General features: G+C 61.9%; 15 protein-coding genes. 3 read left to right on the top strand and 12 right to left on the bottom strand.

Features of this window, described 5'->3' with window-relative positions; translation table 11 throughout:
• Positions 1 to 62: 62 nt before the first annotated feature.
• Positions 63 to 983 (bottom strand): hypothetical protein, encoded by a 921-nt coding sequence (locus BV071_RS02655; RefSeq protein ID WP_052572794.1) that lies wholly within the window; start codon positions 981 to 983, stop codon positions 63 to 65.
• Positions 984 to 1,140: 157 nt separating this feature from the next.
• On the opposite strand from BV071_RS02655, the gene BV071_RS02660 reads away from it, so the two are divergent.
• Positions 1,141 to 1,668 carry a hypothetical protein gene (locus BV071_RS02660; RefSeq protein ID WP_035601580.1) on the top strand — a complete coding sequence of 176 codons (528 nt, stop codon included), beginning with the start codon at positions 1,141 to 1,143 and terminating at the stop codon, positions 1,666 to 1,668.
• A gap of 64 nt (positions 1,669 to 1,732) precedes the next feature.
• Here BV071_RS02660 and BV071_RS02665 read toward each other — a convergent pair whose 3' ends face one another.
• The 11 genes from BV071_RS02665 to trpS form a co-directional block, all read right to left on the bottom strand.
• The gene (locus tag BV071_RS02665; RefSeq protein ID WP_265593988.1) at positions 1,733 to 5,650 is read right to left on the bottom strand and encodes a HEAT repeat domain-containing protein; all 3,918 of its coding nucleotides are present in this window, start codon (positions 5,648 to 5,650) and stop codon (positions 1,733 to 1,735) included.
• A 162-nt stretch (positions 5,651 to 5,812) separates the two neighbouring features.
• Complete coding sequence (locus tag BV071_RS02670; RefSeq protein ID WP_035601585.1) at positions 5,813 to 6,286, bottom strand: hypothetical protein; 474 nt, start codon at positions 6,284 to 6,286, stop codon at positions 5,813 to 5,815.
• Positions 6,287 to 6,311: 25 nt separating this feature from the next.
• On the bottom strand, positions 6,312 to 6,764 hold the full coding sequence (locus BV071_RS02675) for a hypothetical protein (RefSeq protein WP_035601590.1): 453 nt from the start codon (positions 6,762 to 6,764) through the stop codon (positions 6,312 to 6,314).
• A 161-nt stretch (positions 6,765 to 6,925) separates the two neighbouring features.
• Entirely contained in the window at positions 6,926 to 7,591 is a 666-nt protein-coding gene (locus BV071_RS02680; protein ID WP_035601593.1) for a hypothetical protein, read from the bottom strand.
• Positions 7,592 to 7,754: 163 nt separating this feature from the next.
• On the bottom strand, positions 7,755 to 8,000 hold the full coding sequence (locus BV071_RS02685; RefSeq protein ID WP_035601596.1) for a hypothetical protein: 246 nt from the start codon (positions 7,998 to 8,000) through the stop codon (positions 7,755 to 7,757).
• Positions 8,001 to 8,177: 177 nt separating this feature from the next.
• Positions 8,178 to 9,458, bottom strand: a complete 1,281-nt coding sequence (gene icd / locus BV071_RS02690; RefSeq protein ID WP_035601600.1) for an NADP-dependent isocitrate dehydrogenase — start codon at positions 9,456 to 9,458, stop codon at positions 8,178 to 8,180.
• Positions 9,459 to 9,935: 477 nt separating this feature from the next.
• Complete coding sequence (locus BV071_RS02695) at positions 9,936 to 10,268, bottom strand: hypothetical protein (protein WP_035601603.1); 333 nt, start codon at positions 10,266 to 10,268, stop codon at positions 9,936 to 9,938.
• Between the two features lie 143 nt (positions 10,269 to 10,411).
• Complete coding sequence (rho, locus tag BV071_RS02700) at positions 10,412 to 12,361, bottom strand: transcription termination factor Rho (RefSeq protein ID WP_265593989.1); 1,950 nt, start codon at positions 12,359 to 12,361, stop codon at positions 10,412 to 10,414.
• A gap of 31 nt (positions 12,362 to 12,392) precedes the next feature.
• The gene (locus BV071_RS02705) at positions 12,393 to 13,145 is read right to left on the bottom strand and encodes a YebC/PmpR family DNA-binding transcriptional regulator (RefSeq protein ID WP_035601607.1); all 753 of its coding nucleotides are present in this window, start codon (positions 13,143 to 13,145) and stop codon (positions 12,393 to 12,395) included.
• A 338-nt stretch (positions 13,146 to 13,483) separates the two neighbouring features.
• Complete coding sequence (locus BV071_RS32400; RefSeq protein ID WP_052572795.1) at positions 13,484 to 14,425, bottom strand: alpha/beta hydrolase; 942 nt, start codon at positions 14,423 to 14,425, stop codon at positions 13,484 to 13,486.
• 31 nt (positions 14,426 to 14,456) lie between these two features.
• Positions 14,457 to 15,425, bottom strand: a complete 969-nt coding sequence (gene trpS, locus BV071_RS02715) for a tryptophan--tRNA ligase (protein ID WP_035601609.1) — start codon at positions 15,423 to 15,425, stop codon at positions 14,457 to 14,459.
• Between the two features lie 246 nt (positions 15,426 to 15,671).
• Between trpS and BV071_RS02720 the strand changes: the two genes are divergently transcribed.
• Positions 15,672 to 16,376, top strand: a complete 705-nt coding sequence (locus BV071_RS02720) for an SDR family NAD(P)-dependent oxidoreductase (protein ID WP_052572796.1) — start codon at positions 15,672 to 15,674, stop codon at positions 16,374 to 16,376.
• 65 nt (positions 16,377 to 16,441) lie between these two features.
• Positions 16,442 to 19,615 carry a transcription-repair coupling factor gene (mfd, locus tag BV071_RS02725; RefSeq protein WP_265593990.1) on the top strand — a complete coding sequence of 1,058 codons (3,174 nt, stop codon included), beginning with the start codon at positions 16,442 to 16,444 and terminating at the stop codon, positions 19,613 to 19,615.
• Positions 19,616 to 19,620: the final 5 nt, after the last annotated feature.

Genomic DNA, 19,620 nt, shown 5'->3' on the forward strand with positions numbered 1-19,620 from the left:
AGAGCCGCTTCGCCCGGACGGTGCCAGCGACAGTAAGGTCGCTGCTCCTTATTCCCGCCGTGCTACTTCACGGGCCCGATGTAGCTCTTGGCGATCACGAGATTGTCGAAGGAGACGACATTGACCGGGTTCTTGGTCCAGCTATCAGTGATGTAGGACTCCAAGGTCAGCGCGTTGGCCTTCAGAGTCGGGCTCTTGCGCCAGTTGATGCCGGTCCAATGGCCCTGCAGCTTGCCGTCGATCCAGAAGGCTTGCTCGCCGTCGCGCTCGCCGGGGGTGTTGTGCTTGAGCATGAACTCGACGCAGATCCATTGCTCCTTGGGGATGATCGGTGCCGTAGGCACGCCAAAGGAATTGCCCCAGTATTTGCCGTCTTTGGAGACCTCCATTTCGTGCCAATAGCTGTAGAAGTTCCAGCGTCCGGGCGCGGTCCACTTGGCCCAGTTACCCCATGGCTCGATCGCAGTGGAGAAGCGTTCCTCCCCTTCCGGCTTGAGGCCAGCTTGGCCGAAGCCGCTCCACTTGTCCTTGCCCTGGAGGCTCTTATTTGCCCGCAGGGTGACGAAGTGGTGGACGTAATCGCAGCCGGCATCGAAGCGGGTGTAGAAGCGGATGAAGACGGTATCCGCGGGCTCGAACCATTTGGTCAGGCCGCCGCCGGTATCGGTGCCGAGGTGGGCCTCCACGCGCAGGCAGCGCTTGCCGAGGCCCGAACCCGCTTCGGCGAAACTGAGGACCTTGCCGCTTGGGTTGCCGGTCTCGTCCCAGGTCTTGCCGATCTCCCCTTCCTCGAAGTCGTCGTGGAAGATGACGTCTTTTGATTCACCGATGCCTTTGTCCGCGGGAAAGGCGGCGGCGAGGCCGGGGCCGGAAGGGAGCTTGCTGGTGGCCGCGAGGTTGGCCTTGCCCTCCGGGTCACCGCCCGCGAGTGAGAGGGCGGGAGAAGCCACGAGCAGAGTGCAGGCGAGGAGGTGGAGCTTCATGGGTCACTGCTGTATACCGGTCCGCTTAAGGGTGAATTGCAGGAAAGTCATTGGGGGGCGTTTCGTTCAGATCTCGCGGGGGCCGCTCTCCACACACCGCGCTCATCCGGCTTGATCCTCCGCAGGCGCCTTCCACACTCCCCTCGCCCTTGCGATCATGAAGCGACGTCTCGTTCTCCCAGCCCTCTTCGTCTTCGCCCTCAGCGGCTGTGGTCTGTTCACGCACAATCCGGCCAGCGGATCCTCCTCTTCTGCCGACCCGCTCCCTGCTGGCTTCGACTTCAGCATGAAGCGCCACACTCTGGATGATCCTCCGCCGAGCGAGCAGGATGCACTGACCATCCACTTCTTTGAGGGCAAGCTCTACATTTCGGACAAGCGCGACGGCAACACCGAGGCCTACGACCTCACTCCTTCCCGGGAGGACTGGCAGAGCTTCTGGAAGGCCGCGGACCCAATCTCACTCTGGCAGTGGAAATCCGAAGTCGATCCCGGCGAACCGGACTTCGTCTGGTCGCTCGACATGAAGCAGCAGGACCGCGAGAACGTCGTCAATGGCAACCACTTCCATCGTGGCCGCGATGGAAGCCCGTCCCAAGGCAAGGAGGGCTGGATCGTTTTCACCACCGCCCTACAGCGCTTGATCCGGCACGAGATCCCGATCCTGCAGGAGTCGATGCAGTAGGCGCAAAAAAAGCAGGGACCTCCTTGCGAAAGTCCCTGCCTGAAGCTTCCTACTGCTACCTATTTCAAGGCGTCACCAGTTCCGGCGCCGGGCGCTTCTTGGGCTCCGGCTCCTTGCCTTTCTGGGTGCCGAGCCAAGCGACCACGTCGCGGATCTCAGCGGGTGAGAGGATCGCGCTCATCGGCGGCATGGCCGAGATTGGCGGGAGCATGTTGTCCATGTCGCTCTTGCGCACGCGCAGCACCTTGCCGTTGGAGTCGAGGTCGACGTGCTCGGCAGTGTCGGAGAGCACGAGGCCGGAGACCGTCTTGCCGCCCTTGAGCGTGACCGTGGAGATCCCGAAGCCCGGGGCAACCTTGGCACCCGGGTTGATCAGCGACTCCAGGAAGTACTTCGCGTCGCCGCGCTTGCCGACGGCTTCAAGGTTCGGGCCGGCATCGCCGCCACCGTGACCGCCACCAGCGGAGTGGCAGCGCATGCACTGGGCTGCGGGCTGCGATTCGAAGAGCTGGCCGCCCTTCTTGGGATCGCCGCCTTGCAGCGAGCCGAGGAAGGGAACAAGCGGATCGGACGAGGCCGCGATTGCTGCCTTGTATTCGGCGAGCGCCCTGTCGACCGGCTCTTCACTGCGCTTGGCTGCGGCATCGAGCAACTCAAGGGTGGAAGGTGAAACACCCAACTTCTCCTTGAGCTTGCTGAGGCCGCTCACGAAGAGCGAATCAATCCCCGGTGCCTGCAAGTCGGCGGCAAGTTGCCAAGCATCCTGCTGGCGGGCGGCACTGGGGCTTTCCACCGCGGCACGGATTGCTTCCAGTGCGGCAGCGGGTTGCCCGGCAGCAAGCAGCTTGATCGCACCGATGGCGAGGTCGTCGTCCTTACCCTTGGCCAGTTCACCCAAGAGTCCATCAATGCCGGCTGGCTTGCGGCTGGCATAGAGGCTGAGAGCCTCGGCACGGGCGCTGCCCGGGAGGCGTGGATTCATGACCAGGCCCTTCAGCGTGACATCGTCCACCGAAGTCAAATCCAGCTTATAGGTCTGCAACAACTGGAGCGCAGGTTCCGCCAGCTTGCCATCGAGCTTGAGAAGCTCCGTTAGCAAGGGCGTGAGGGTATTGCGAACGAGCGCCGGATCGCGCTCCGGCAGTGGTGCCCAGTGACCGAGCGATTGATCGACCGGATGCGGCTTGCTCCACTCGCCGACGAGGCGCAGGGCTTCCGCGCGGGCGTAAGCCGGGGCCTTCGGATCGAGCACCACCTTCAGCACGCGCTGCAGGTTCTTCTCATCACCCAGGCGGAAAGCGCTTTGAAGGAGACGGCGCCAGTCCATCTCAGTGAGATAAGACGGAAGCTCATCCAAGAGAGCTGCGACGTGCGGGCGAACTTCCTCGATGCCAGCATCGTGAATCGCCAGCATCGCTTCGCGCGCGACCCGCTTGTCGTCGTCGTGAAGGAAGGATGCGACCTGCGGAGCCTTCAGGCGGCGCAGAGCCACCACTGCGGCCAGACGCAGGGAGGGATCCTCTTCCTCAGCGAGGACGGCGATCTGACGAGGATCACCGAACAGGGACATGGCGTAGGAGCCGGCGCTGCGCAGATAGGGATCATCATTCCCCTCCAGCATCTTCCAGATGCCGGTCAATGCCGTCGAATCCTTCATCCGGCCCACGGCAATCGCGGCAAAGGCACGGACCCGCAGCGATTCATCCTCCAGAAGCTTGGCGAAGGGGATGCCGCTTGCCACGAGACCCGACTCGCCGATCGACTTGACGGCTTGAGCTCGCACTTCGGCATCCGGATCCGAACAGAGCGAAATCAATTCCTTGAGGGCCTTCTGGCGGAAATCCTTGCCGGGGATCTTCACGAAGTCCCCGCCACCACCGGGCAGCACCGCGGAGCCACGGCGGGCCATGATACCCAGGCCCCAGACGCCATGCAGGCGGGTAATGGTGTCACCGCCAGACTTGGCCGCTTTGGTCAGCACCTCCATCCCTTCAGCGCGACGAGTAAGAGCCAACTCGGCGCGCAGGCGGACGCGCATGTCCGGATGGGAAAGGAGCTTCTCGAGGCCGGGCACCGGGCGCTTCTCGAAGCCTTCCGCGATGAGCTCCGCGGTGTGTTCGGCTTCGTCCTGGCGATACATTTTGTCCGCGGACAGGGCATAGACGCGGCCGTCTTCGTGCGACTCCCAGCCACCAATGAAGTCGGTGACGTAGAGCTTGCCGTCCCACGAGTATTCCACGTCGGTCACCGCAGCACCCCAGTTCAGCTGGCGGGAGTCCGTCATCTTCATGCCCGCGCCGACGCGATCGACCTTGAAAGACCAGATCCCGGAATTCGCCGCGCCGCCACGGTAGTCGCAGATCATGAAGCGGCCGGCCTCGCTCTCCAAGAAGCCGGTGCCAGGGTGGTAGGTCAGGCCGGAAGGACCGGAGGTCAGGTTCGCCACCGGCGGCAGGATGTAGGCTGGCTGCTTGTCATTCTGCGGTGCCCACATTTGCTCCGCCATCCAGCGGTTAGGCGGCTCTTCCTCCAGGCCGATCTGGCGATGGAAGCTGTGCAGAGCCTGGTGCTCCATGGCCCAGCCGGAGTCGGCACCGTCCATCACATAGACAACGCGGGCCTGGTCACCTTGGTCGGAGTTATTGTCCACCGAGATGGCATCGCCATATTCGTCAAAGGCGAGCTCCTTCGGGTTGCGCAGGCCGGTGTGGACGATCTCGAAATTGGTGCCGTCCGGATCGAAGCGGAAGACGCAGCCTTGGTCGGGCATCTCGTAGTGCTTGCCCTCCTTGGTGGTGAGGTTCAGGCCACGGTCACCGAGGGTGCCGTAGATGCGGCCATCGGGTCCAAGCACAAAGCCATTGAGGTCGTGACCCGAGAAGGACACGCGCACGCCGAAGCCATCGAACATCGCCTCACGCTCTTCGGGCTTGTCGGCCTTGCCGTCGCCATCCTTGTCACGCAGGGCCCAGATCTTGGGAATGCAGGCCATGTAGACCGTGCCCTCGTATTCGAAGACACCGGCGGCGGGACCATCTAACAGATCATTGAAGCCGTCTGCGAAAATCGAGGACTTCGCCGACTTGCCATCGGCACCGGGAGCAGAGAGCACGCGCACCTTGTCGGCCACTTCAGTCAGGAACTGGATCGAGGAGATCTTCTGCTGGTTCTGCCACTTCTCGTGCATCTTGCGGCGGTCCTCGGTTTTGCGCGAGGCGATGTCATCGAGGTACCAGTAGAGGTGGTCGCGGTTGTCCGGCACACCGTGGCGGAAGCGGTGGGTCTCCGTGACGTAGATCTCCCCTTTCTCGCCGAAGGCCAGCGCGGTCGGCGAGGTGACCTGGCCGTTCTTGTAGTCGGCCACGATGGTGGCCTTGGTGCCTTCCGGAATATTCACGCCGCCCATCACGCCGCTGGCAATGAGGCCGGCTTGGTGCGGCTTGCCGTTCTTGGTCGGCGCCGGGAACTTGGTGTTGGCGTAGTCCGTCATGATGAAGTGGTCGGCGGCGATCATGCCCCAGCTTCCACTCTCATCGTCATAGATTCGGATCTTGGCTTGCTTGCCCTTGTACTGGGTGACGTCCCAGACTTGGGTGCGGAATTGCAGGCTGTTCCCGCCGGTGGCATCGAGCACCGGCTTGCCATCGACAATGAGTTGCACGCCGACCTTGCCGGGGTGATTGCCGCCGGCGATGAGGAAGCAGATGTAGTTCTCGGTGATCTTGAAATCGGGAGAAGTCAGCGAGCCCTTCGCCACATCGCCGCCGTGAGCCGAACAGGCCACCGAGTTCCCCGCATAGGCGGTCAGCGGAGCCGTGAGGCCATCAAGTTGGTCGCCATTGGGAGCCAGACCGAAGGCGGTGCCCTCTACCTTCCAATCACCGTAGCCATCGCCTTCGAAGGCTTGGAGGACGGTGGTGGCCGCCGGCGAGGCACCGGTGGCGAAAAGCATGGCAGAGGCGCAGAGCAAACGGGTTCTCATTCCGCGCAAGGCTAGCGGCGAAGGCGGGCTTGGCAATGATGGAGGGCGCTCGCAGAAGGCAGTTTTCGGCATCTTCCGCGGGACGGGGCCAAAGTGGCAGATCTTTCAGGGATGACGCTGGCCGAGCTGGTCGGTTGCACGAAATTCCATCAAATCCCCCATCTAGGGGAGTCCTGTGAATCGCGGCGCAAAATCCCGGTAGTTGGGATTCTGCTCAATCCATTGCCGAGCGTTGGATTTGAGGTAAAGCTTGAGGGACTTCCCGGCCACTTCAATCGGGAAGAAATCAGTCCGCATCCAAAGGAAATTCCTGGTCTGAATCGGGCCGACCTTCGACCACGGAATCAGCAGGGGCGGATGGCCCACGCGGAAGATGAGGAAAGGCACCATGTAGATTCCCTGCGCGCAGAAGGTGACTTGCAGGCAATTGTTGTATCCAGTCATCGGCGCGATCTGGAGGCTGAGCATCGAGAAGTCCGGTCCCAGGGGTTTGTTGCGGGCGGTGTAGTCTCTCCCGAGCCGCGCCCAGCCGCCGAGGATCGAGATGATCCAGACCACGAAGCACCAGAAGGCAGGAAAGAGGATCAGGAAGAGCAGTGGTGCCAGTGCTGCCGGGTTCTTGATAAGGGCGTTCATGCAAGTTGCTTCCGGCGACAATAGCTCACCAGCCCAAGGCCGGGAAATAGCGAATAGCGACCGTCAGGAAGGTCATGATCCCAACAATGCCCGTGGTCCAGAGGAGTGCGCGCCAGGAGGACCGGCTCCTGCCAAGGAGAATGAAGGAAGAGATTGCTGTGCAGAGGCCCGCTGGCATTCCCCAGATGCTGTACTTCATGGCGTAGTCTAGCCAGTAGTAGGGCAGATAAGCGCGCCAGCGCGATTGTGCATAGGCCTCAAATGCCTCTTGGTTAGCGGCAGACAGAGGTGTCTGGGGATTGATGCCCCTCAGAGCCTTGAAGTCCCGCTGATAGAGAAGCCAAGCGGATCGGGGAGCGAGAATCCGCCATTTAGAATGGGGCTCCTGTGCCATCTTGCGCGCGATTGCATTCCCGCACTTGCAATTCAGGACTTCGATGGTGCCGACCAAGGCCAAGCCTGCGACCGCAAATGCCATTGTAATCCATCTCAGCCAATGAACCCAAGGTCTGGAAACAGACACGAATTGATTCCAGCATCGCATGCAAAGTCCGCCCGTGCGCGCCGCGGTGGCAGAAAGGATGCTTGCCCCGCACTCCAAGCACTGGGCTTGGAGGGAATCCGATGGAGCTACGTCATTCACGAATGAAATGTCGGTTCATCCTGCAGCCAGCGTTTTCCGAAGCGGAGTATCCAGTGGCGGCATTGCGCATATCCAGCCAGAAGCCCGGACAAACCCGCGAACGGAATAATCGTATAAGCCAATAGCCGCAGCCAGATCAGCAGCCAGTTCGGAACGGGCGAAGGCACACCCATTGAGCTACCATCGTCGTCCTTCGCACTGAAGACGCAGTCCCGCCATGACTTCGCGCCGGGCCTGAATTGCTCCGGTGTCGGCCTCCGCCAAAGTGGAGCGGGTGGAAGAGCCTCGAACATCGACTGCCTATATCTAACGCCCTCGTCTTGGTGGGAGGTCACAAGCATCCAATCGATCTTGGCACAAGTGAGGCCTAACGCGCCGGCAAAGACTCCCGCGAGCAGCGCGGAGCGCGGGGTTCGCATTGCGAAGCGATACCAAACGCAAGATAGGGCCAGGAAGATCGGCCAAAGCACGGCCAAGAAACTCCCGCTGAAGATACTCGGCCAGCCGAACTGACAAAGCGTAGCCAGCAAGCCGAGCATCAGGCCTAGGGGCAGCAGAGCGCAGCACCATTGAACGATCTGCCGCCACAGCGATGCCGCTTCTATTAACGCGGCAACATACTCGGAAATGCCGGGAGCTGTTTTCTGCGAACCTCGATCCATGACCAGAATGAGAAGCTAACAACCCGGTGAGACGGGAGGATGAAGCCACGATGAAAAAGAGGCGTCGTCCAAGCTCCGGCTGGTTCCGGGCGGCACTATGGCAGCACTTCCGGAAAAACGGACTATCCCGCACCACAGCTTCTGGAGCGTTCGACGATCTGAATCACATCGACCAGAGCGGACCTATGCCCATCCCGCGCTCGAGCTTGGCCCCGACGGTGATCACGCCGATGCCTAGGATCAACTGGAAGAGGATGACAAACCAGAAGAGGCAACCACTATCCTCGCGGGTCACCTCCGCATCCGACGGGCGGCCCTTGAGTGTGATAAGGGCAAGCAGATCGGCTCGCCCCGACTTGATGTTCGCAAGGGTGTAGAGGAGGATGAAGATACCGGCGAGGCAGCTCACGCCTTGATAGAAGCAGGAGCCCCGGGATGGGGCGATTACAATCGAACGGACGGAATCGATGCAGACCTGCCTTTGCCCATGAAAAAGGCGTGGCCCCCTGTTGGAGACCGCGCCTTGAGAAATTAAGCGAAGATCTAAGATCGCTTCGTCCGCACAGAGGACTGTGCGGACTACTTCTTACATCGCCTTGATGATGGCGTCGCCGAACTCGGAGCACTTCACTTCCTTCGCGTCGTCCATCAGGCGGGCGAAGTCGTAGGTGACGGTCTTCGCGCTGATGGCGCCGTTGACGCCCTTGATGATGAGGTCGGCAGCCTCGGTCCAGCCGAGGTGGCGGAGCATCATCTCGCCGGAGAGGATGACGGAGCCGGGGTTGACCTTGTCCTGGTTGGCATACTTCGGCGCGGTGCCGTGGGTGGCTTCGAAGATCGCGTGGCCGGTGACGTAGTTGATGTTACCGCCGGGAGCGATGCCGATGCCGCCGACGCAAGCGGCGAGGGCGTCCGAGATGTAGTCGCCGTTCAGGTTCAGGGTGGCCACCACGGAGTATTCCGCCGGGCGGGTCAGGATCTGCTGGAGGAAAGCGTCGGCGATGACGTCCTTGATGATGATGCCGGCGCCGCGCTTGCCTTCCGGGATCTTGCACCATGGGCCGCCGTCGATTTCGACCGCGCCGTATTCCTTCTTGGCGAGCTCGTAGCCCCAGTCACGGAAGCCACCTTCGGTGAACTTCATGATGTTGCCCTTGTGGACGAGAGTGACGGAGTCCTTGCCCTCGGCGATCGCGTATTCCATCGCGGCGCGGACGAGGCGCTCGGTGCCTTCTTCGGACACGGGCTTGATGCCGTAGCCGGCGGTGGCGGGGAAGCGGACCTTCTTGGCGAGGGCCGGATACTTCTCCTTGAGGAAGTCGCCGAAGGCCTTGGCCTCGTCGGTGCCGGCCTTGAACTCAATGCCAGCGTAGATGTCTTCCGTGTTTTCGCGGAAGATGACCATGTCGGTCAGGTCAGGGCGCTTCACCGGGGAAGGCACGCCATCGAACCAGCGCACGGGGCGGAGGCAGACGTAGAGATCGAGGATCTGGCGCAGGGCCACATTCAGGGAGCGAATACCGCCGCCGACCGGAGTGGTCAGCGGGCCCTTGATGCCGACGAGGTACTCGTCGAAGGCCTTCAGGGTGTCGTCGGGAAGCCAGGCCTTGCCGAGGTCCGAGACCTTGTCCTTGAACATGTCGTAGGACTTCTCGCCGGCGAGCACTTCGAACCAGGAGATCTTGCGCTTGCCGCCGTAGGCCTTTTCGACCGCGGCATCGAACACCCGGACCGAGGCTTTCCAGATGTCTGGACCCGTGCCGTCGCCTTCGATGAAGGGGATCACGGGCTGGTCAGGCACGTTCAATTTACCATCCTGAATGGTGATGCGGTCTCCGGCGGGCGGGGTCAAATGTTCGTAAGACATGGTATCGGGAAAAGCCGCGCGGAGTGAACAGGGCGGGAGAGGCGGCGTCAAAAGCAATCCAAGCCTAAAAGCCGTGGCCTCAATGCTTTTCCACGTTCTTCCGGGGCCGTTGTGAATAAGTTGAGAACAAGGCGGAAATTACCATCCAGGGGGAAAGCAGGCCCCGGGCCGGAATTTGAGGGGGAATTCCATCTCCCCCGAACGCGCGAGAGCCTGATTGGTGTGGGCGGTCCGAGTTGTTCACGCTCGTGGAATGCAGCAGACGCGTCCCCATTTTACACAAACCATTCACCCACAAGGCCTAGCAAAGTTACAAAACCGTTTCACACCGACTATCCACAAGTTATTCACATTCTGTGAGCGCGAATGTGGAGAGTTTCGCGAGGCGTCCCAAATCCTTTAAACAGCGCGGCTTGAGAGCCAACTGTGGGCAAAACCACTTGTGAATAACTTGCCGAAAACTCCCCTGCAAGGCCTTCAGGGTCCGCGACGGATCAGGATACTGGCACCCGGTCGAGCGGCAGATCCCCCACCCAATCCGAGGAGACGGAGGATGCCGCCGAGGATCTTCGCCACCACGATGAAGGCCACTACGAAAACGCCGATCACGGCGAGGATGGCTACCGCCACGATTCCGAGGAAAACCCATAGCGGCCACCAGCGCTTGTCCAAGCGGAAGATCTGCCCCTGGAGGGCGGCGCGCCACGCGTCGGCTCCACCGCGCTGGGGCGGTGTCTGCGCATCGCGTGATGGCGGCGGGGCGGGGCTGCCGTCGATTTCCAAGACTTCGGCTTCGATCGTGTCGGGCACGGCGACTAGTTTCGCTGATCCGGCGGCAGGGGCAATTCGAAGTTTGCGGGGAAGTTGGAAGCGGGGTGGCGGCAGAAATCGAAAACCGGATGGCTGAGGTCATGCCGGCCACTCCTCTTCGTCCTAGAGGGAGGTAGCGCTTATCATCCCTTAATCTCCAGCAGCATCTGCGGGTTGTTCGGGAACTTCTTCAGGAAGTAAGTCAGGCGCTCCATGGCCTCGACCGGACGGTGGCCGGAGAGGCCGCGGCGGATGAGGTGGATCTTGTGCAGGGTGTGCTCGGGCAGGAGCAGTTCCTCGCGGCGGGTGCCGGACTTGAAGATGTCCACAGCGGGGTAAATGTAGTTCTCGGCGATCTTGCGATCGAGGACGAGTTCCATGTTACCAGTACCCTTGAACTCTTGGAAGATCGCTTCGTCCGCGCGGCTGTTGGTCTGGATCAGCGCGGTGGCGAGGATGGTCAGCGAGCCGGCTTCGCGGGTATTGCGGGCGGCGGCGAAGAGGCGGCGCGGGATCTCGAGAGCGCCCACGGTGATACCACCGCTGCCGATGCCGCGACCCTGCGAGCGCATGCCGCCATTGTAGGCGCGGGCCAGACGAGTGATGGAATCCATCAGCAGGAAGACGTGCTTGCCGGCTTCCACGAGGCGCTTGGCGCGCTCGATGCACATCTCGGCGATGCGGCAGTGGCTGCGCGCGCCTTCGTCATTCGAGCTGGCGTAGATCTCCGCACCGGGAAGGGTGCGGCGGAATTCGGTAACTTCTTCCGGCCGCTCGTCGACGAGCAGGATCATGAGATGCATCGTCTCGTCGTGCAACTCGCGCACGGCTTCGGCGATGTGCAGGAGCAAGGTGGTCTTGCCCGAGCGTGGCGGCGAGACGATCAAGCCGCGCTGGCCGCGGCCGACCGGTGCCATGAGATCCAGCACGCGGGTGGTGAAACGCTCGGGAGTGGTCTCGAGGCTGATCCGCTTGTTCGGATTCACCGCCTTGAGTTCTTCGAAGGCAGGGAGCTTCTTCGCATCATCGGGAGTCAGGCCATTGATGGAAGTGATCTCCACCAACTGCTGGCCACGGGATCCGTCTTGGGCAAGGCCATGAATCCACACGCCAGGACGCAAGCCACTGCGGCGCACCATCTCCGGCGAAACGAAAACGTCGTCGCGGGCTTGCTCGAAATTCTTGTTGGGCACGCGCAGGAAGCCGAAGCCCTTTGGCGCGAGTTCCAGCATGCCGTTCACCTCGACCTTCGGGCCGCTGAAGGCTGGCTGTTTCTCGACGGGTTCCGACCGCTCTCCCCCACCCTGACGCTCGGGGCGCTCTTGGCGTTCGGGACGTTCCGAACGCTCTTGGCGCTCGGCGCGTTCTCCTTGGTCGCCACCGCCGCCCCCACCACCATGGCGGGTGTCACGCTCGCGTTCACGGCGCCGCTTGCGACGACGCTTGCGGCGTTCCCGGTTGGCTTCGGTGCGGTCCTTGGGACCACCGTCCTGGCGATCTTGCTGGCGATCCTGTTGGCGATTCTGGTTTTGATTCTGATCGCGTTCACCGCGGGGCTCGCGTTGCTCGCGGGGTTCACGGTGCTCGCGCTCGCGCGGCTCACGATCCCGGTCTCGGTCGTCACGCTGGACGCGGCCACCACCGGGCACGCGACCAAAAGATTGCTTGGTCTCCGAAGAAGAAGCTTCGGCAGACTTCGACTCAACTGAAACCTGCGCGGCAGGTGCGGGAGCAGGCTTGGCTTCCTCCCGGGGAGCTGGTGCGGACACCGGTGGTTCGGCGATCGCGAATGATTTCTCTTCCGCAGGCGCTGCCTTCTTGGCGGCTTTCTTCGCCACCTTCTTGGCCTTGGGGGCAACAGCCTCCATCGGCACATCCAGTGGGAGAACCGCTTGAGCCGGCATGGATTCCGCCTCACTCGACTTCGCCACCTTCTTCGTTGCCTTCTTGGCAGTCGCTTTCTTCGCGACCTTGGCCGCAACCTTCTTGGCGGCTTTCTTGGCCGTCTTCTTGGCAGCGGGTTTGGATTCGGCGGACGAAGTATCCGCGGCGGGTTCGTAGCCGGCGGTGTCCTGGGGCGTGTTATGGCTCATTCAAAAAAAGGGTCGAAAGCTGGCAAGCAGCTCAGTGGTCGAGGGCGACGAGAACTTCGTCTGCCACTTCGAAATTGGTGAAAACATTCAGGGTGTCGTCGTAGGCATCCAGCAGGTCGTAGAGCTTCATCACCTGCCGCGCGATCTCAGTGTCCGCGACGATGGATGGATTTTGCGGAACGGACACGAGCTTCTCCGCTGCAATGGTAAAACCGGCAGTGCGTAATTGAGCCGCCACGGCGGCAAGTTCGGTCGGCGATGTATATACAAGATGCTCCTCTTCGTCGCTCCGGACATCGTCGGCACCGGCGAGGATCGCGGCATCCATCATCTGGTCCTCACCGATGTCTTGCGCAGAAATACGAATCTCGCCCTTGCGGTCGAATTGATAGGAGACGCTGCCGGGAGTGGCGACGCTGCCGCCATTCTTTGAAAAGATCGAGCGGATGTCCGCCGCGGTGCGGTTCAGATTGTCGGTGGCGGCCTCGATCAGGAAGCCGATTCCCGCGGGGCCGTAACCCTCGTAGGCAACTTCTTGGATCGCTTCGCCACCCAGTTCTCCGAGGCCCTTCTTGATCGCGCGGTCGATGTTGTCCTTCGGCATCGAGACCGCCTTGGCATTGTCCACGGCGGCGCGAAGACGGGCATTCATGCCGACATCTCCGCCACCGGCACGCGCCGCGAGCGCGATTTCATGGGCGCACTTACTGAACACCCTGCCTTTGATGACGTCGACGCGAGCCTTGATGTGCTTGACCTTCGACCACTTGTTGTGACCAGCCATGATCGCTGAGAAAAAACTGAAAACGGGAGTACGGCGCTACGCTGAGGCGCGTGCCATTTCCCTGTTAGGAAATGCGTGAATGGGATTTGGGGAACGACGAGGGCCGGGTATGGGGAATTCCTGCCCAGTGCGAGAATGGTCGCGGCAAGATTTTCAAACCCGGAGGCGACTGCAAAACCCGCAACCGCCAAGTCCATCGGACAGCGGAACTTTGCCTCTCTTCCGCCATTTGGCAAAGCAAAAATTTCGCCGCGGCATCACGCGATTTCGCGTCCCGCAGGCGGCCGAATCTTTTTAAAATCAGGCCCCGGGCGGATATACCCGGTTAAAATTGTGGCTCACTCGGCCGGTCCGGGGGGCCCTGGCGTGGAGGACGATTCCGGCGTGCCCAGGATCGCGAGCCGGCAGTTCGCATGATTCCACATCGGCAGCGAGGGATGATCCAAGCCCTCCGCCTCCACGCGCCGCCATGAGAACTTCCACTGTTTGGAGGCCGCGAGTTGTTTGCCGGCTTCAAGGCAATTTCTTCCACGCTCGATGCGAGTGGTACCCTGCTTCATCGCCTTTTCACCGGTGGAGAGATTCTTGAGGCCCACATCACCGGTGCCGAGATAGAGGGTTAGCGGCGCGGCCAGGTATCGCTGGATGGCAGCATCCGATGCCATCTCTTCCGGCAGTCCGCCGAAGCCATAGGGATACTTCTGCGCGCGATCCGGAAACATCAGCGAGCCGGGATTCACGAGGATCATGCGCTGCGCTTCATTCGGATACAGCGCTGCCATGCGGCCGAGGAATTGAGCGCCCGCCGAGTGCCCGACGAGATAGTAAGGCAGCTTCTTGCCCTCGCGTTGGAAAACCTGCTGGAGCAGAGGATGCAGGTAGGCGAAGGTCCATTGATCGCGCGCTTGGACTTTGCCGTCCTTCATGACTCCGCCTTCTTGATAAGCGGCCACATCGAAGCGGGCGCGGTCGAACTCCGGCACGAGCAGCAGCATGCCGAGCTTGCGCGCAAGCACCCGCCCGCCATCGCGATAGCTCTTGGCATTGCGGCTGGCGCCGTGGAAGAGAACCAGGAGCAGACCACCTTGGTAGTCCGATGGACGATAGCCGTAGACTTGGATCGGACGATCCGCATGCACGCACTCGAATTGGAAGTCACCTTCCGCTGTCGCCGCTTCCTTTGCCGCTGCTGGCGACACCTCTTCCTGGGAAAGCGCAGACAATGGCGCGAGCACCAAGGATGATGCGGCAAGCAGCAGCAGGCGGGAACGCTTCGGCATGCGAGTCTTACTCGCGACGAGCGGCAAACTATCAGACGATGCCGACGGCCTTGCGGACACGATCGAGGACAACCGTGGCTGCAGCGCGTGCCTTCTGGGCACCACTGGCCAAGATGGAATCCACGTAGCCGGGATCGCCAAGCAACTCGGCACGCCGCACACGCATCGGTGCCAAGCGGGCTTCGTAAGCTTCCAGCAAGCGCTTCTTGAAATCGCCGTAGCCGATGCCGCCGCGGTCGAAGTCCGCTTCCATCGCGGCGACTTCTTCGGTGGAGCCCATCAAACGATAGAGGGCGAGCAAGGTGGAATTTCCCTTTGGCTTCGGTGCTTCGAGCGGCGTGGCATCGGTCACCAGCTTCTTCATGATGAGCTTCTTCGCTTCGCCTTCCTCGGCGAAAAGCGGGAGCGTATTGCCATAGCTCTTGCTCATCTTTTGGCCATCGAGTCCGGGCACCACCGCGGTCTCCTCGCGGATCATCGGCTCCGGCACTACGAGTGTGCCTTCACCGAAGGACTCGTTGATCTTGCCAGCAAGGTCGCGGGTGATCTCCAGGTGTTGCTTCTGGTCCTTGCCGACCGGCACAAGCTGCGAGTCATACAGCAGAATGTCCGCGGCCATCAGCACCGGATAGGCGAAGAGGCCGTGGCTCGGCGAGAAACCGTGCGCGACCTTGTCCTTGTACGAGTGTGCCTTCTCCAATTGGCTGACCGGACACACCGTCGAGAGGATCCATGCGAGTTCATTCACTTCCGGCACGGCACTCTGCATGAAGAATGTCGTGCGATCCGCATCGAGACCACAGGCCAGGAAGTCGATGGCAAGTTCACGGCTGAAGGCCCGGAGATCGTCCGGATTCTTCACTGTGGTCATCGCGTGGTAGTTCGCGATGAAGTAGAATGCCTCGCCTTGATCCTGCAGCCGCACGGCAGGCTCCATCGCGCCGAAGTAATTGCCGACGTGAAGTTTCCCGCTGGGTTGCAGCCCGGTCAAAATGCGCATGGCGGGGAAGATGGACAGGACTGCGGGGACTGGTCAAGGGAGGGATGGCTTGCTAGATTTCAGTGTTGTCCTCCGGACTTTGCCGGTTTGCGCTTCGCGATGAGAAATCGAAGCTGACGCTTCTTCCGCATTCAGTTTTCAGGGAAAGGCACTTGCATCGGGCCGCACACGAAGCTCCGACGGCTGTTCCTGAAAACTGAACACTCAGAACTAGCAAACTCCGCCACCGGATGGAAAACTCCGGCCATGCAGAGTATCGCCGGATCCACCGTCCTTGTCACCGGAGCCTCCAGCGGCATCGGCAGGGCCTTGGCGGAGATGCTGTTACAGCAAGGTGCCGCAGTGATCGGTGTGACCCGCCACCCCTCCACCCTGCCCGCCGGGGTGGCCCCGATCCAGGCGGACCTGACCAAGCGCGAGGAGATCCTCGAGATTTTCCGCCACCTTGGAAAGATCGATGCCCTCGTGAACTGCGCCGGGATCGCCTACCTGTCCCGGATCGTCGACGGCAACCCGGTGGACTGGGAAGAGATGTGGCGGGTCAATGTCTTCGCCCTGACCCTCTGCAGCCAGTTGGCCCTGCGTCACTTCCCGCGCGAAGGCGGCCGGATCGTGAATGTCTCCTCGATGAGCGGACACCGGGTGCCGCCAACCGGCGGCTTCTATGCGCCCACCAAGTTCGCAGTGCGGGCTATCACCGATGCCCTGCGCCTGGAGCTGAAGAGCATCAACTCCCCGATCCAAGTTGCCTGTGTGTCCCCCGGCTTCGTCGATACACCTCTGCTCGATCTCTACTTCCGCGGCCGGGAGGAATCCCTGCGCAAGACCAAGGAAAGCATGACCATGCTTACGCCGGAAGATGTGGCATGTGCGATTCTAACGATTCTCGATGCTCCGCCCCACGTGGAAATCGGGGACATCATGCTGAGGAGTTCGGGGCAGCAGATGTAGTCCGCCGCTCCACTTGCGGGAAATTAGGGTTTGGAATTTTGCCGTTTCGCCCCTAGCAGTCCCACGTGCCCCGCAAGGCGGAAGCCCAGGATGACTGGCTGTTGCGGGCAATCGGGCAGCCGGATTTTGCTCAGCGCTTGGCCCTTGCGGTCAAAGGTGCGGGGAGCGTCGTGTTCGATCACGTCGATGAAGCCGCCCATGCGTGGCTCGCCGCAGTGGTGATCCAGCATCTATCCCAGCCCAAGCCGCAGCGCTTCTGGCTGATTTGCGAGGGGCCACGACAACGTGAGCGGCTGGCGGCGGAGCTCGAATTGTGGGGAGTTCAAGCGGATGACCTGCCTGAGGCCCCGGTCGAATTGGAGGGCGGCCAGCTCTCCGATCCAGAAGCCGCGGCACTCCGGCTGGAGCTGCTCGACAGGGCTGCACAGGAAGACTCCTTCGTGATCCTCTGCGGGCCGGATGCCTTTGGGCAAGGAGCCCCCTCGCCCGCCGAACTCGCGGGCAGCCGCATCACCATCCGCCAAGGCTCCGAGGCTGATCCTCTTGAACTCGCCGCCAAGCTCTCCACCCATGGTTACGACCGGGTGACCACCGTGCAGGGCCGCGGGCAATTCGCGGTGCGCGGAGGCATCCTTGATGTCTTTCCGTGGCAAGGCGGACGCCCGCTGCGGATCGAGTTCTTCGATACCGAGGTCGAGTCGTTGCGCGAGTTCGATGTCGATTCCCAGGCATCCATCGCGAAGCTCGACCGCGCCGAACTGCTGCTCGCGGAGCCGGAGTTGGAAGCCACGGTCGCGGAGTATCTGCGGCCCGGCGATGTGAAGATCGCCTTCGAGGAGGCGGACATCGACGCGACCGTGCGGATCACCGGTGGCGCGATCGAAGCCGAGGGCGAGGAAGACTTCTCCACCGCTTGCTTCGGCAGCCCACTTGGCAGCTTCGAGGCTGGCGACTTCGTGCTGGAGCAATCGCGGCGCGAACGCTTCTTCGCGCAGCTCGACGAATGGCGGGCGCAGGATTGGAAGATCGGCATGGTCTTCTCCAACAAGGGCGAGGAAGACCGCTTCACCGAACTGGCCGGCCAGGAAGCCGTGGCTGATATCGTGCGCCTGCGCGGCGAGCTGGTCCAAGGCTTCACCGTTCCCGCCGCGCGCATGGCGGTGCTTTCCTCCAGCGAACTCTTCGGCCGCTATCGCACGCCGGGCACACTCAAGCGGAGCCGCGCCGAGGGTCAGCGCATTCTAACAGCCCGGGCCTCGCTCGATGACATCGAGGAGGGCGACCTTGTCGTCCACTACGAATACGGCATCGGCCGCTTCCGTGGGATCGCCCCGGGCGAGACCAGCGAGGAGATCAGCATTGAATACCGCGAAGGAGGTCTGCTGGCAGTGCCGATCGAGCAAGCGCACCTGGTGGCCAAATATGTCGGCCTCGGCGGCAAGACGCCGGAGCTGAACAAGCTCGGAGGCACGGCGTGGAAGAACATCCGCAAGACCGCGGAGAAATCGATCCTCGACTACGCCGCCCAGCTCCTGCGGGTGCAGGCCGAGCGCACGGCCGAGATGGGAATCCCCCACCCGCCCGATTCGCGCTGGATGTGGGAATTCGAAAATTCCTTCCACTACACCGAAACGCCTGACCAGCGCCGCGCGATCGAGATGTCGAAGCGCGACATGGAATCGGCCAAGCCGATGGACCGGCTGATCTGTGGCGACGTCGGCTTCGGCAAGACCGAGGTCGCGATCCGCGCTGCCTTCAAGGCCGCGACCGGAGGAATGCAGGTGGCCATCTTGGTGCCGACCACAGTGCTCGCGGAGCAACACTGGCGGACCTTCCGCGAGCGGATGAGCGACTATCCGATACGCGTCGATCTGCTTAATCGCTTCCGCACACCCGGCCAAATCAGGGACACCATCCGAGGACTCGCCGATGGCTCGGTGGACATCGTGATCGGCACCCACCGACTGATTTCCGGCGATGTACACTTCAAGAACCTCGGCCTCGCGGTCGTCGATGAGGAGCAGCGCTTCGGCGTGAAGCACAAGGAGAAGTTCAAGGAGCTCTTCCGCAGCATCGACGTGATGACCCTCTCCGCCACGCCGATCCCCCGCACGCTCTACATGGCGCTGATGGGTGCGCGCGACATGTCCACCATCGACACCCCGCCGCCGAACCGCGTGCCGGTGCACACCAGCGTGGTGCAGTATGATGAGCGCATCATCCGCGAGGCGATCCAGCGCGAGATGAAGCGCGGCGGGCAGGTCTTCTTCCTGCACAACCGGGTGAAGAGCATCGAGATGATGCACAAGAAGCTGCAGGAACTGGTGCCTGAAGCTAGAATCCTCATTGGCCACGGCCAGATGGAGAAGGACGATCTGGAGGTGGTGATGCGCAAGTTCGTGCATGGCGAGGCCGACATCCTGCTCGCCACCACGATCATTGAGACCGGCATCGACATCCCGAATGCCAACACCATCCTGATCGACCGCGCCGACCGCTTCGGCCTGGCGGATCTCTACCAGCTCCGCGGCCGTGTCGGGCGCGCCGGTGAGAAAGCCTACGCGATCCTCTTGCTGCCTCGCGATTTCATCACCGCTGGGGATGCCCGCAAGCGCATCCACGCGATCAAGCAGTATACCGCGCTCGGCTCAGGCTTCAAGATCGCCATGCGCGACCTGGAGATCCGCGGTGCGGGAAATCTGTTAGGCACGAAGCAGAGCGGCCACATTGCTGCGGTCGGCTTCGATCTCTACTGCCAGCTCTTGCGTCAGTCCGTCGACCGCCTGCAGGGCAAGACGCCAAAGGCCCGCGTGGAAGCGAGCTTCCGCAGCGACTTCGTGGCCTTCTCTGAAGCCGAATTCGCCCGTGGCTCCGGTGATGGACCCTTGCTCCCGGCCTTCCTGCCGAATGCCTGGCTGGGCGAGACCCAGCTCCGCGTGAGTGCCTACCGCGAACTCGCCGAGAGCATGGTCGAGAAGGATATCAATGCCTTGGAAGCGCGCTGGAAGGATCGCTTCGGCCGCTTGCCGGAGTCCGCGGAGAATCTGATCACGGTCGGCCGCATTCGCCTCGTGGCCGCCGGCAAGGGCGTGAGCTCGGTGGAAATCAAGGGCCAACGCCTGATGCTCCAACGTGGCGGAGATTACATCATGCTCGAGGGCAAGCGCTTCCCGCGGCTGACGTCGGAAGATCCGAAGAAGAAGATTCAGGAGACCTTGGAGATGCTGAGGGTCTTGTAGAAAAG

Origin of the sequence: Haloferula sp. BvORR071 (assembly GCF_000739615.1) — a bacterium.
Classification (GTDB): Bacteria; Verrucomicrobiota; Verrucomicrobiia; order Verrucomicrobiales; family Akkermansiaceae; genus Haloferula.

Excerpts from the sequence above, each read along its gene's own strand:
- BV071_RS02675 (WP_035601590.1), bottom strand. The coding sequence starts at position 6,764 with ATGGCATTTGCGGTCGCAGGCTTGGCCTTGGTCGGCACCATCGAAGTC.
- rho (WP_265593989.1), bottom strand. The coding sequence starts at position 12,361 with ATGAGCCATAACACGCCCCAGGACACCGCCGGCTACGAACCCGCCGCG.
- BV071_RS02660 (WP_035601580.1), top strand. The coding sequence starts at position 1,141 with ATGAAGCGACGTCTCGTTCTCCCAGCCCTCTTCGTCTTCGCCCTCAGC.
- trpS (WP_035601609.1), bottom strand. The coding sequence starts at position 15,425 with ATGCGCATTTTGACCGGGCTGCAACCCAGCGGGAAACTTCACGTCGGC.
- BV071_RS02670 (WP_035601585.1), bottom strand. The coding sequence starts at position 6,286 with ATGAACGCCCTTATCAAGAACCCGGCAGCACTGGCACCACTGCTCTTC.
- BV071_RS02705 (WP_035601607.1), bottom strand. The coding sequence starts at position 13,145 with ATGGCTGGTCACAACAAGTGGTCGAAGGTCAAGCACATCAAGGCTCGC.
- BV071_RS02655 (WP_052572794.1), bottom strand. The coding sequence starts at position 983 with ATGAAGCTCCACCTCCTCGCCTGCACTCTGCTCGTGGCTTCTCCCGCC.
- BV071_RS32400 (WP_052572795.1), bottom strand. The coding sequence starts at position 14,425 with ATGCCGAAGCGTTCCCGCCTGCTGCTGCTTGCCGCATCATCCTTGGTG.
- BV071_RS02720 (WP_052572796.1), top strand. The coding sequence starts at position 15,672 with ATGCAGAGTATCGCCGGATCCACCGTCCTTGTCACCGGAGCCTCCAGC.
- BV071_RS02665 (WP_265593988.1), bottom strand. The coding sequence starts at position 5,650 with ATGAGAACCCGTTTGCTCTGCGCCTCTGCCATGCTTTTCGCCACCGGT.
- BV071_RS02680 (WP_035601593.1), bottom strand. The coding sequence starts at position 7,591 with ATGGATCGAGGTTCGCAGAAAACAGCTCCCGGCATTTCCGAGTATGTT.
- icd (WP_035601600.1), bottom strand. The coding sequence starts at position 9,458 with ATGTCTTACGAACATTTGACCCCGCCCGCCGGAGACCGCATCACCATT.